The following is an 11,577-nucleotide window of genomic DNA, read 5'->3' on the forward strand; positions in this document are numbered from 1 at the left end:
TGGGGGTGCCTCCTATGGCAAAAGTAGCTGTCATCGGCGCAGGGAGCTGGGGAACGGCGTTATCGCTCGTCCTCGCTGATAATGGTCACGACGTCTTGCTCTACGGCCGTGAAGAGGATCACGTCCTCGAGATCAATACGTCACATACGAACTCGACTTATTTGAAGGACGCTCCGCTTCCGGAGTCGATTCGAGCGACGACCGATTTGAAAGAGGCGATTGCCGGACGGTCCATCATTTTTCTCGTCGTTCCGAGCTCGGCGATTCGTCCGGTCTCCCGCGAGCTGAACACGCTCCTCACGGAACCGGCCGTCATCGTCCACGCCGCCAAAGGGATTGAACCGAAGACGCATAAGCGTCTGTCTGAGATTATCGCTGAAGAGATTGACCCGTCGAAACGGCGGGCCATCGGCGTCTTGACAGGTCCGACGCACGCCGAAGAAGTCGCCGTCCGCAAATTGACGACAATCACGATTGCGTGCGAGGACTTAGACGTCGCCGACGAGATTCAAGAGTTGCTCACGAACGACCAGTTCCGTGTCTATTTGAATTCGGACGTCATTGGCGCCGAGTATGGTGGTGCGCTCAAAAACATCATCGCTTTGGCTGCCGGGATGACGGACGGTCTTGGCTATGGCGATAACGCGAAAGCGGCGCTCATGACGCGCGGCATCGTCGAGATTGCCCGTCTCGGTGTGAGGCTCGGGGCCAATCCGGCCTCGTTCTCCGGCTTGACCGGCATCGGTGACTTGATCGTCACGGCGACGTCGCAGCACAGTCGTAACTGGCGCGCAGGTAACGCCATCGGACGCGGGGAAAAACTCGAAGACGTGCTCGGGCAGATGGGTATGGTCGTCGAAGGGGTGCGCGCCTGTGAGGCCGCGCACACGCTCGCCGGTGAGGCCGGCGTCGAGATGCCGATCACGGAGGCGCTCTATAACGTCTTGTTCGAGAACAAGAGCCCGCACGATGAAGTGAAGAAGTTGATGCGACGCCCGCAAAAACACGAGATGGAGCAAGTGTTCCATTTCGAAGGCGATGAAATGGCAAGGGACTGACGTTTTCGTTCAGTTCCTTGCTTTTTTTTGCTACACTAATGTACGGAGAGAGAATTAGAGAGAAAGTCGAGGGGATCAACGTGACACCGTCACTCATCAAGATGTGGATTTCATTCGCCGGCATCGGGGCGTTCGCCATCGCGGCGCTCATGGTCGCTGTCAGCCACACGAAACTATCTGGTTGGTTCGGGGCGCTCGTGCGCGTCGTCGCATTCGTCATTTTTTTATTTGGAACGCTCATTATGATTTACGTGGTCGCTTCAGGGCCGACAGGGGGTTGAACCGTTGAAAAGAATGTTAGTAGTTGTCGGTCTGTTGGCGGTAACCGTTCTGAGCGGGTGTATGTACCCGCAGTCAAACCGTGTCGACAACGTCCCGTACGAAGAACAGATTCGTTCGGTCCAAACGGCCGTCGACTCGTTCAAAGAGACGACCGGGGTGTTGCCGATTAAAACGAAGCCGGCCGAGACACCGCTCATGGAACGGTATCCAATCGAATTCGGACGTCTTGTCCCAGGGTATATGGCAGACCCGCCGGCGAACAGTTTTGAAGGGGGCGGGCTGTTCTTATACGTCCTCGTCGACGTCGAGGACGAACCGACGGTCAAGCTGATTGATTTACGGGTGACCGAGCGGCTACAGCAGTTGCAGACGAACATTAACGCGTACCGGGCGAAGGAAGGGAAGTTCCCGTTTTCCGGATCGGTCGGTAAAAATCAATTTACGCTCAACTACGACCTCATCTTCGTCGCCGAAGAACCGACGATCCCGAGCCCATACTCCGATAACGAGTTACCGATCTACGTCGACGGGAGCGGACAGCTATTCGTCGACTATCGCCAAGACATCGCGGCCAAGCTCGAAAACACGGATGTGACGCCAGAAGTCGGCGAGGATATTCGGTATTTGCTCTACAATGATTCACCATTCGCCCCAGCTTATTCGCAAGGCTATACGATTAATGAACAAGGCGAAGTCGAATTTTTAAACAACTGATCGACTAAGCGTCGTGAATATGGGCTTTTCACTTAAAAAATGTTGTCATATCAACGTTTGTACGATATGATTAATTCCGTAAACTCTCTGTGAGAGGAGGTGAATCGTGATGAACAAGACTGAATTGATCCAAGCAGTTGCTGAAAAAGCCGAAGTTTCTAAAAAAGAAGCGACGACAGTTGTTGAAGCTACATTTGAATCAATCACTGAAGCACTCCAAAACGGTGAGAAAATTCAATTGATCGGTTTTGGTACTTTTGAAGTTCGTGAGCGTGCTGCCCGTAAAGGTCGCAACCCACGTACGAAAGAAGATATCGAAATCCCTGCGAGCAAAGTCCCTGCCTTCAAAGCAGGTAAAGCGCTCAAAGACGCGGTCAAATAATAGGCATTACATAAGTCGCCGAAAGGCGGCTTTTTTTGTGTCCGTTTACGAGTTCACATGGCGTGAATGTGACGAAAATGTGCTATACTATGTCAGAATGACAACGAAGAGGACGAGGGGGGATAGCATGGAACAGTGGACAAACGAAAGCGTTGTCACCGACCTTGCTCGTCAAATCGAACAACGCATGACCCATCCGTATTTGACGAGACACGAGATTGTGCCCGCAGTCGACATGCCTTTACTTCGTTGGATGGTCGAATTGATTGACGAAGAATCAACCGAACAACAACAGCTCGTGCTAGCCACGTATTTTGCCCAGCAGGCACTCGAGTTGCACGATCAAGTGAAGGATTGTCCGAACGGTTCTTTGGCGCGCCAGTTGAACGTGCTCGCCGGAGACTTCGCATCGGCTCAATTTTATAAAATATTGGCACGATTCCCGACCGACTTCAGTGATCGCTTCGGCCGGACCGTCCAACTCGTCAACGGGGCTAAATGCACACTCGCTTTAGACGACGAGATTTCTGTATCGACATGGATGGAAGCCAACTTTGGCCTCGTCAAGACGTTCGCTGAATTGATCGGTCAAACGTATTTGACGTCGTACGGAAAACAAATCATCGAACAAAGAGCGACGACATTGCATAAAGAACAACGAGAGCAGCTATCGGCGCTTTTGGCGCATGCTGTCGCTTAGAACGGAAAGGATGTTACGTGTTGCAACCGAAAGAAAAAGAGCAAAAAGTATATGATGTGTTTCAATCCATCTCACCGAGCTACGATACGATGAACTCGATCATCAGTTTCCGGCTCCACAAGTGGTGGCGCAGAGCGACGATGCGACGGATGCAGGTGTTCCCGGGCGCGAAATGTCTCGACGTCTGTTGTGGGACGGCTGACTGGACGATTCAACTCGCCGAAGCGGCAGGAAACACGGGGGTCGTCAAAGGGTTAGACTTCTCGGAGAACATGCTTGCGGTCGGTCACGAGAAAGTAAAACAATATCCGAACATCGAACTCGTTCACGGAAACGCGATGGCGTTGCCGTTTGGCGATGACTCGTTTGATTTTGTGACAATCGGCTTCGGCCTTCGTAACGTCCCGGACTATATGACGGTGCTAAGCGAAATGCATCGCGTCTTGAAACCGGGCGGCACGGTCGTCTGCCTCGAGACGAGCCAACCGACGGCGCCGCTCTTCAGCGAGCTGTACCGATTTTACTTCGGTACGGTCATGCCGCTCTTTGGCAAGCTGTTCGCCGGTTCCTATGACCAATATAAATGGCTGCAAGAGTCGACCGACTCGTTCCCGGACCGCCTCACATTGAAGCGAATGTTCGAGACGGCTGGGTTCGAACAAGTCGAGGTCAAACCGTTTTCCGGTGGTGCATGTGCGATGCACTTAGGGAAGAAGTGGTAACCGATGTCTTTAAAACGACTATATCGTCACATGAATCGTGAAATCGATCAAATCGATCGCTTTTTGTCGACACGTGTGCATACGGACCATCCCGTCATCGATGCGGCGTCGAGGCAACTGTTAGACGCGGGCGGGAAACGGATTCGTCCGGCTTTCGTCCTCTTGAGTGCCGCGTTCGGTCAGCAGAATGACATTCGATTGACGAAAGTAGCGGCTAGTCTCGAGCTCATCCACATGGCCTCGCTCGTCCATGACGACGTCATCGACGATGCGACGCTCAGACGCGGCAAGCCGACCGTCATGGAACGGTATGATGAATGTGTCGCCATGTACACGGGAAACACGCTGTTCGGCGAGGCGATCCGCCTCGTCTCCGAAGTCGATTCGCCGGAAGTGATGCAACTCATGGCAGAGACGATGGAATTGATTTGTATCGGCGAAATCAATCAAATCCAAGATCAATACGACTGGTCGCAGTCACCGAAACGGTATTTGGACCGAATCGCTAGAAAGACGGCGCTGCTCATCGAGACGAGTTGTGCCGCTGGGGCAATCGTCTCGGGCGCGTCGCCAGAAGTCGTCAAGCAGTTACGTCTGTTCGGGTATGACATCGGCATGGCGTTTCAAATGACGGACGACCTACTCGACTTCACAGCGAAGAGCTTTCAGCTCGGGAAACCGGTCGGTGAAGATTTGAAGCACGGCCATAAGACGTTGCCGCTCTTCTATTCGGCCGAAGATGGTCGGTTTTACGAGCGCTTGTCGCGAGTCGACAGCACGTCGACCCCTGATTTGACGGCCGCGCTCGTCCGCGAGGTACAGCAAAACGGGACGCTTGAACGGAGCCAACAGACGATCGATCGTTACGTTCGCCGGGCCATCAAACGGCTCGAGCCGCTCCCGGACGTGTCAGACAAACGTTCGCTCATCGAGATTGCCGAATATATTGGGAAACGGAAATGGTAATTTGCACGTTGTAACCCCTTTCAATAACGAGAGTGACCGTGTACACTTATAGAGTACATCGTACACATATCGATTTAGGGGGATTAGGGGAATGGAAAAGACATTTTTAATGGTGAAGCCTGACGGCGTAGCGCGTGGCTTGATTGGGGAAATCATCTCGCGCTTTGAAAACAAAGGATACACGTTGAACCGTCTCGAAATGCTTACACCGTCTGTAGAAATCGCAGAAGCGCATTATGCGGAACATAAGGAGAAGCCGTTCTTCGGCGAGCTCGTCGACTTCTTGACGTCAGGTCCGGTCGTCGCGATGGAATGGGAAGGTGAGAACATCATCGCCGTCTCACGCATGATGATTGGGAAGACGAACCCGCTCGACGCGCAACCGGGCACGATTCGGGGCGACTTGGCCGCGACGATGTCACAAAACGTGATTCACGGGTCTGACAGTGCCGAGAGTGCCGAGCGGGAGCTGGCGCTTTGGTTCGTCTCTGAAGCATCGCACGTTTCATGACGAGAACGAGGGACGGGGTCACCTGTCCCTTTTTTTGTTGCCGTTGAAGCGCTTACGCGGCATCGAGAACTAGGAAATGAGGAAGAATTGAGGTTGGAACTGGTGATAAATGATTATGCCATCTTCGTGAAAAAATTTTACTTAAAGTCTGGGATTGATTTGAACTTATATAAAGAGGCACAGATGAAGCGCAGGATGATTGCCCTCCGCGAGAAGAAAGGCTATGCCACGTTCATCGAGTACTTCAAAGCGATGGAGGCCGACCGCGGCCTGTACGAAGAGTTTTTAGACCGGATGACAATCAATGTGAGCGAATTTTATCGGAACCCGGTCCGTTGGCAACAGCTCGAGGAGGATATTTTGCCAGAACTCATCCGCAAGAGCCAAGGGAAGTTACGCGTATGGAGCGCCGCCTGTTCGACAGGGGAAGAGCCGTACTCGCTCGCGATGCTCTTATCCAAACATCTGTCACCTGCCCAATTCTCGATTACCGCGACCGACCTCGACGACATCGTCATCGAGAAAGCGAAAGCAGGCAAATACCATGAACGGGCTCTCGTCGACTTGCCGGCCGAGTACCGACAACGTTATTTCACACGGCGGGGCGACGATTACTATATCGCAGAAGACATAAAGAAGCTCGTCACGTTCAAAAAGCACAATTTGTTAGCGGACGTCTATGAACGAAACTTCGATTTGATTGTCTGCCGCAACGTCTTGATTTACTTTACGGAGGAAGCGAAAGAGAAAGTGTACAAATCGTTTCATCGCTCGTTGCGTCCGGGTGGTGTGTTGTTCGTCGGCGGGACAGAGCAAATCTTCCAACCGAAACGTTACGGCTACCGGATGAAGCAAAGTTTCTTTTACGAAAAATACGAAGAGTGAGGTGGCGTGTATGCGTTATTTGACGGCAGGAGAGTCACACGGTCCTGGATTGACCATCATTCTTGAAGGAGTGCCGGCGGGCCTCTCCGTCGACATCGACTTGGTGAATGAAGAATTGAAAAAACGACAATCGGGATACGGACGTGGCCGGCGGATGCAAATCGAATCGGATCGCGTGGACGTCCGGGCCGGGATTCGTCACGGACGGACGACGGGTGCCCCGATCTCGCTTTGGATTGAGAACAAGGACCATACGCATTGGCGGAACGTCATGCAAGCGGAGCCGATCGCAGATGACGCCGAGGTGAAGCGGCGGGTCGTCCGCCCACGGCCAGGGCACGCCGACCTCGTCGGAGGATTGAAGTACGACCATCGCGACCTTCGCGACGTGCTCGAGCGCTCGAGCGCCCGTGAGACGGCAGCCCGCGTCGCGGTCGGCGCCATCAGCAAGCAGTTGCTTGCCGCCGTCGGGATGAGCGTGCTCAGCTATGTGAAAGTGATTGGCGGCGTCGCGGCCGTGAAAACGATGGACTCGAAGGAGGCGCTCATCGCAGCGGTCGAGGCGTCACCTGTCCGCACGTACGACGCGGAAGCGGCAGATCAGATGATGCGCTTGATTGACGAGGCGAAAGCCGCGGGGGATTCCCTCGGAGGCGTCGTCACGACCGAGGTCCACGGTGTCATCCCGGGACTCGGCTCCTACGTTCAGTACGACCGGAAACTTGATGCGCGAATCGCTCAGGCGGTCATGAGCGTGAACGCCATCAAAGGCGTCGCTTTCGGGGACGGGTTTGACATGGCGTATCGTCCGGGTTCGGAAGTGATGGACCCGATCGCCTATGACGAGACCGGTTACACTCGACTCTCGAATCACCTTGGCGGCTTTGAAGGCGGGATGACGACGGGGATGCCGATCGTCTGCACGGCCGTCATGAAACCGATCCCGACCCTATACAAACCGCTCCCGTCGGTCGACATCGAGACGAAACAGCCGTTCCTCGCTCAAATCGAGCGCAGTGACGCGTGTGCCGTCCCGGCCGCCTCGCTCGTCGTCGAAGCGGTCGTCGCCTTCGAACTTGCGCGTGAGCTGTGTGAAACGTTCGGGCACGATACGGTGGAACGGATACAAAACCGAGTCGCGACGTATCGTGAGGAGATTCGGACATGGTGATGATTCGCGTCGATGCGTCGACCCCATATGATGTGACGATTGAACGCGGTGATGCTTGGCTCTACCGCGTTCAAGCTTTTTCTGGTTCGACGGTTTGGGTCGTGACCGATGAGACGGTCGACCGACTCCATGGCAACACGTTTCGAGAACGGCTGGCGCACGTCCATCAAGACATTGTCTGGTCGGTCGTGCCACCAGGCGACGAATCGAAGTCGCTTTCCGTCATCGAACGGCTTGTCTCCGAAGGATTGAAGTCCGGATGTGACCGCGATACGATCGTTCTCGCCTTCGGCGGCGGCATGGTCGGGGATTTGGTCGGTTTTTTGGCGAGCGTCTATATGCGGGGCGTCCGTTACATCCAAGTCCCGACGACGATTCTGGCGCACGATTCGGCCGTCGGCGGAAAAGTCGCCGTCAACCATCCGCTCGCCAAAAATGCGATCGGTGCGTTCTATCAACCGATGGGCGTCCACTACGACGTCACGCGACTCGAGACGTTACAGCAACGTGACGTCCGGAGCGGTCTCGGCGAACTGATCAAGCATGCGTATCTCTCTGAGCATGTGCTCGAGGCGTCGTTCGAGGATGCGTTGTTCGACGCCTTGACGGGCCCGATCGATTGGACGGAGTGGCTCGCGCGTGGCATTGAAGTGAAGCGTCGCATCGTCGAGGCGGACGAGCGAGAAGCAGGAGTTCGGGCGTGGCTCAATTTCGGCCATACGTTCGGCCATGCGCTCGAGACGAGTGAACGGTATCGGCTCGCCCATGGAGAGGCCGTCCTGTATGGGATGGTGTATGCCTTCCTTTTGAACGGGGACACGGACCGGGCGAGGCGGTTAGCAGACTGGATGACAGCGAACGAAGTCACACCGGTCGCCTGGCGTCCATTTGAAGACTATCGGACGTTAATGGGACGGGATAAAAAAATCGCGGCGGTGAAGTCCGGTTCGTCTTACTCGGTGAAACCGTCACGGTCGAACCGGTGTCAGACGATCGCCTCATCGCCGCCTTCAATCAACTGAAAGGATGGATGTAGCATGGGATTGACAGGACGGATTCGTGTCCCGAGTGACAAATCGATCACGCATCGCGCTGTCATGTTCGGTGCCGTCGCGCATGGTGTGACGACGATTCATGACCCGCTCCTTGGAGCCGATTGCCGGTCGACGATGGAGGCCATGCGTCGCCTCGGGGCGACGGTGGAGGAACGAGCTGACCGGGTCGTCATCACGGGAACGGACAAGATGGCGTCGACGACGATTGACTGCGGCAACTCGGGGACAACGATGCGTCTCCTCACTGGACTGCTCGTCGGGTTTGACGGGACGTATGAGTTGATGGGTGACGAATCGCTCTCGAAACGGCCGATGGGACGTGTCACGGTACCGCTACGTGAGCGTGGGGCCGATATCGAAGGCGATTACGCCCCGATTCGCATCCGAGGAAGCGAACTGGGCCGCATCGACTACACGTTGCCTGTCGCGAGCGCCCAAGTCAAATCGGCCATCTTGCTGGCAGGGCTTCGGGCCAAGGGAGAGACGATCGTGCGAGAGCCGATGTTGTCGCGTGACCATACGGAACGGATGTTGCCACTGTTCGGCGGTCGTATCGATGTGACGATCGAGGACGGGGTACGAGTGATCCGACTCGACCCGGGTGGATTGAAGGGAGCGACGGTCCACGTCCCGGCCGACCCGTCGTCGGCTGCATTCTTTTGGGCCGGAGCGGCCATCGTCCCGAATAGTCGAGTCACGACAGTCGATGTTTGTTTGAACGAGACGCGCATCGGCTTTTTGCGGACGCTTGAACGGATGGGCGCGTCCGTTTCGATTGAGCGGGCGCGCCCGCTCGGAGAGGAGACGGTCGCCGATGTGACGGTCTCGACGAGCACGCTTCGCGGCATCGAGTTAGGCGGCGAGGCGATTCCGCATCAAATCGACGAGTTGCCGCTCTTTGCCCTCGTCGCGTCACAGGCGACAAGCCCGTCGACTGTGCGAGACGCAGGCGAACTGCGTGTGAAAGAGACGGACCGCATCCGGACGGTCGTGACCGAACTGAAGACGCTCGGTGTCGACATCGAAGAGACTGAGGACGGGTTCACCGTCCGCCCGAGTCCGATTCGAGGTGGGGACGTGGATGCGTTTGGCGACCATCGGCTGTCGATGATGCTGCAGATTGCAGCGCTTTTGACGGACGATCCTGTCCACATTCATGGGATGGATGTCTCGGATGTCAGTTACCCGCAGTTTCATCAAGATTTACAACGGCTCGGTCGTGAGATAGAATAACGTCAATAGTTGTTGTCGGTAGGAGGAAGATCAATGTTAGATGAATCAGAATTGAACCATATTGTCGAGATGCTCGAGGCCGGGGAGACAGAACACGCCCTGCACCATCTCGAATCGCTTGATAAAGAGGGCTCGGACGAAGACCGGCTAGCCATCGCCGATCTTTATCTCGAGCTCGGACTCGCCGACCGCGCGGTGAACGTCCTGGCCGCGCTTTACGTCGATTATGCGGGGAATCCGCACGTGGCGTTGTCGCTCGCCGAGGCATATCTCGACAGCGACCGCGAAGAAGAGGCGATTGCCGTGCTCGAGAAAGTCGACACGAAAGATCGAGAGGCACACGTCCGGAGCCTCGTGTTATTGGCCGATTTGTATCAATCGCAAGGACTCGACGAAGTCGCCGTCATAAAACTGCTCGAGGCACTCGAGACGAATCCGGACGAACCGCTGCTCGTCTATGGGCTCGCTGAACTTTACGCGTCAATCGGGTCGTTCGAACAAGCCGTCCCGCTCTATGCGCGACTGCCGCATCTGGCGTTGCCTGAAGAGATCGATTATCAGGCCGATTACGCCGAGGCGCTCACGATGATCGGGTCGTTCGAAGAGGCGCTCGTCGAATTCGAGAAGTCGACGGGCCGAAACTTGAATACCGTGTTCGGGCATGCCATGACGGCCCACCGCATCGGGCGTGACGAGGTCGCGGTCAAACAGTTCGAGGAGTTGCGGACGATGGACCCGGACTTCACGTCGCTCTATCTTCCATATACGGAAGCGCTCGAGGCGCTCGGACGAATCGATGAGGCGCTCGAGATGATTGGGCAAGGGATTGAACGTGATGATTATAACGACGAGTTACGGACGGTGAAGGCGAAACTGTTCTTGCGTCAAGGTGCGACCGATGAGGCGGTGACCGAACTGCGTGAGGCGCTCGCCTTGAATCCGGAATCGCTCGAAGCGACTGAGTTGCTCTTGTCCGTCTTGTTCGAGGCCGGGGACATGGATGCGGTCATCGAGACGATTGACGCCCTCGAAGACCATTCGACATCGCCGCTCATGACATGGTACAAGGCCAAAGCCGCCTATGAGCTCGAGGCGTATGAGGAAGCGGTCGCGCTCTACGAATCGATTGAAGACGTTTATAAAGAGGACGTGTCTTTTGCGACCGAATGGGCTACACTGTTAGTAGAAGAAGGACAGCGCGACAAGGCGAAGCGTATGCTCGAGCAAACGCTTGCGCTCACCGTCGACGTGGACGACCGTCAAGCGCTCGAAGAACGGCTCGACTCGTTAGCGGACCGCGATTAATCGATATAAAAGGAGATGGGGTCATATGGTGGAGCGGAAAAAGAATTTTTTAAAGCGATTCCTCGCTCATCATACGCTGCGTAAGCGAGAGGCCAAATGGATTATCGATTATTGGCTCAGGCATCCGGAGAAACTCGGCAACGTCCATTTCGTGACGAACGCCTCCGTCGCCCCGCGAAGCCTTGTGATGACAGCTTATGGCTTTGACGGGGAACCGTTCCGATATCGTCGCGGCGACCTCGTCACGGTCAATCCGGAGAAGGCGTATCATGACATTCGCCTCCATGACGGTGCGATTTACGTCGAACTCAATTTCCAGGGCATGATGATTGACGAGAATTGGATTGACATTGTCGAGCCGAACCCGTTCGAACCCGTTGCCGAAGTAAAAGACGAAGTGACGACATCGGCACAGACCGTCATCCGTGCCTCGGTCGCCCAGTTCGAGGAAGAACGATTGCTCGTCGAAATCGACGAGGCGCTCGACCGACGTGATGAGAAGTTGTTCCGCAATTTGACCAGTAAACTCCATCAAGTTCGAGCCTCAAAATTATTTTAGGAAAAACAAGCGCTTCCGTTATGGGTAGCGCTTG

14 protein-coding genes are annotated in these 11,577 nt (G+C 55.3%); all 14 read left to right on the top strand.

What is annotated here, in order from left to right:
* The first annotated feature begins 14 nt into the window (after window positions 1-14).
* The 14 genes from DI14_RS11060 (at window position 15) to DI14_RS11125 (ending at window position 11,543) form a co-directional block, all read left to right on the top strand.
* The gene (locus tag DI14_RS11060) at window positions 15-1,058 is read left to right on the top strand and encodes an NAD(P)H-dependent glycerol-3-phosphate dehydrogenase (protein ID WP_034808540.1); all 1,044 of its coding nucleotides are present in this window, start codon (window positions 15-17) and stop codon (window positions 1,056-1,058) included.
* Window positions 1,059-1,138: 80 nt separating this feature from the next.
* Window positions 1,139-1,339: a DUF2768 domain-containing protein gene (locus DI14_RS11065; RefSeq protein WP_034808542.1), complete on the top strand. Its 201-nt coding sequence runs from the start codon at window positions 1,139-1,141 to the stop codon at window positions 1,337-1,339.
* 13 nt (window positions 1,340-1,352) lie between these two features.
* On the top strand, window positions 1,353-2,054 hold the full coding sequence (locus tag DI14_RS11070) for a hypothetical protein (RefSeq protein ID WP_235193457.1): 702 nt from the start codon (window positions 1,353-1,355) through the stop codon (window positions 2,052-2,054).
* A 109-nt stretch (window positions 2,055-2,163) separates the two neighbouring features.
* On the top strand, window positions 2,164-2,436 hold the full coding sequence (locus tag DI14_RS11075; RefSeq protein ID WP_024370177.1) for an HU family DNA-binding protein: 273 nt from the start codon (window positions 2,164-2,166) through the stop codon (window positions 2,434-2,436).
* 127 nt (window positions 2,437-2,563) lie between these two features.
* On the top strand, window positions 2,564-3,136 hold the full coding sequence (locus DI14_RS11080) for a heptaprenyl diphosphate synthase component 1 (protein ID WP_034808545.1): 573 nt from the start codon (window positions 2,564-2,566) through the stop codon (window positions 3,134-3,136).
* Between the two features lie 20 nt (window positions 3,137-3,156).
* Window positions 3,157-3,858 (top strand): demethylmenaquinone methyltransferase, encoded by a 702-nt coding sequence (locus DI14_RS11085; RefSeq protein WP_034808547.1) that lies wholly within the window; start codon window positions 3,157-3,159, stop codon window positions 3,856-3,858.
* Between the two features lie 3 nt (window positions 3,859-3,861).
* Window positions 3,862-4,824, top strand: coding sequence for a polyprenyl synthetase family protein (locus tag DI14_RS11090; RefSeq protein WP_034808549.1), 963 nt, complete (start codon window positions 3,862-3,864; stop codon window positions 4,822-4,824).
* Between the two features lie 91 nt (window positions 4,825-4,915).
* Window positions 4,916-5,335: a nucleoside-diphosphate kinase gene (ndk, locus tag DI14_RS11095; RefSeq protein ID WP_034808551.1), complete on the top strand. Its 420-nt coding sequence runs from the start codon at window positions 4,916-4,918 to the stop codon at window positions 5,333-5,335.
* A gap of 105 nt (window positions 5,336-5,440) precedes the next feature.
* On the top strand, window positions 5,441-6,220 hold the full coding sequence (locus tag DI14_RS11100; protein ID WP_034808572.1) for a protein-glutamate O-methyltransferase CheR: 780 nt from the start codon (window positions 5,441-5,443) through the stop codon (window positions 6,218-6,220).
* Window positions 6,221-6,230: 10 nt separating this feature from the next.
* A complete protein-coding gene (gene aroC, locus DI14_RS11105; protein WP_034808553.1) occupies window positions 6,231-7,391 on the top strand; it encodes a chorismate synthase in 1,161 nt (386 codons plus the stop codon).
* Window positions 7,385-8,413 carry a 3-dehydroquinate synthase family protein gene (locus tag DI14_RS11110; RefSeq protein WP_235193456.1) on the top strand — a complete coding sequence of 343 codons (1,029 nt, stop codon included), beginning with the start codon at window positions 7,385-7,387 and terminating at the stop codon, window positions 8,411-8,413. Before aroC ends, DI14_RS11110 begins: the two co-directional genes overlap by 7 nt.
* Window positions 8,414-8,428: 15 nt before the next feature.
* Complete coding sequence (gene aroA, locus DI14_RS11115; protein ID WP_034808554.1) at window positions 8,429-9,679, top strand: 3-phosphoshikimate 1-carboxyvinyltransferase; 1,251 nt, start codon at window positions 8,429-8,431, stop codon at window positions 9,677-9,679.
* Between the two features lie 33 nt (window positions 9,680-9,712).
* Window positions 9,713-10,984 carry a tetratricopeptide repeat protein gene (locus tag DI14_RS11120; protein ID WP_034808556.1) on the top strand — a complete coding sequence of 424 codons (1,272 nt, stop codon included), beginning with the start codon at window positions 9,713-9,715 and terminating at the stop codon, window positions 10,982-10,984.
* 25 nt (window positions 10,985-11,009) lie between these two features.
* A complete protein-coding gene (locus DI14_RS11125; RefSeq protein ID WP_034808558.1) occupies window positions 11,010-11,543 on the top strand; it encodes a ReoY family proteolytic degradation factor in 534 nt (177 codons plus the stop codon).
* The last annotated feature ends 34 nt before the right edge of the window (window positions 11,544-11,577 follow it).

This window comes from Exiguobacterium sp. AB2, assembly GCF_000696055.1.
Taxonomy (GTDB): Bacteria; Bacillota; Bacilli; order Exiguobacteriales; family Exiguobacteriaceae; genus Exiguobacterium; species Exiguobacterium alkaliphilum.

Excerpts from the sequence above, each read along its gene's own strand:
- DI14_RS11060 (WP_034808540.1), top strand. The coding sequence starts at position 15 with ATGGCAAAAGTAGCTGTCATCGGCGCAGGGAGCTGGGGAACGGCGTTA.
- DI14_RS11070 (WP_235193457.1), top strand. The coding sequence starts at position 1,353 with ATGTTAGTAGTTGTCGGTCTGTTGGCGGTAACCGTTCTGAGCGGGTGT.
- DI14_RS11075 (WP_024370177.1), top strand. The coding sequence starts at position 2,164 with ATGAACAAGACTGAATTGATCCAAGCAGTTGCTGAAAAAGCCGAAGTT.
- DI14_RS11080 (WP_034808545.1), top strand. The coding sequence starts at position 2,564 with ATGGAACAGTGGACAAACGAAAGCGTTGTCACCGACCTTGCTCGTCAA.
- DI14_RS11090 (WP_034808549.1), top strand. The coding sequence starts at position 3,862 with ATGTCTTTAAAACGACTATATCGTCACATGAATCGTGAAATCGATCAA.
- ndk (WP_034808551.1), top strand. The coding sequence starts at position 4,916 with ATGGAAAAGACATTTTTAATGGTGAAGCCTGACGGCGTAGCGCGTGGC.
- aroC (WP_034808553.1), top strand. The coding sequence starts at position 6,231 with ATGCGTTATTTGACGGCAGGAGAGTCACACGGTCCTGGATTGACCATC.
- DI14_RS11110 (WP_235193456.1), top strand. The coding sequence starts at position 7,385 with ATGGTGATGATTCGCGTCGATGCGTCGACCCCATATGATGTGACGATT.
- aroA (WP_034808554.1), top strand. The coding sequence starts at position 8,429 with ATGGGATTGACAGGACGGATTCGTGTCCCGAGTGACAAATCGATCACG.
- DI14_RS11120 (WP_034808556.1), top strand. The coding sequence starts at position 9,713 with ATGTTAGATGAATCAGAATTGAACCATATTGTCGAGATGCTCGAGGCC.
- DI14_RS11125 (WP_034808558.1), top strand. The coding sequence starts at position 11,010 with ATGGTGGAGCGGAAAAAGAATTTTTTAAAGCGATTCCTCGCTCATCAT.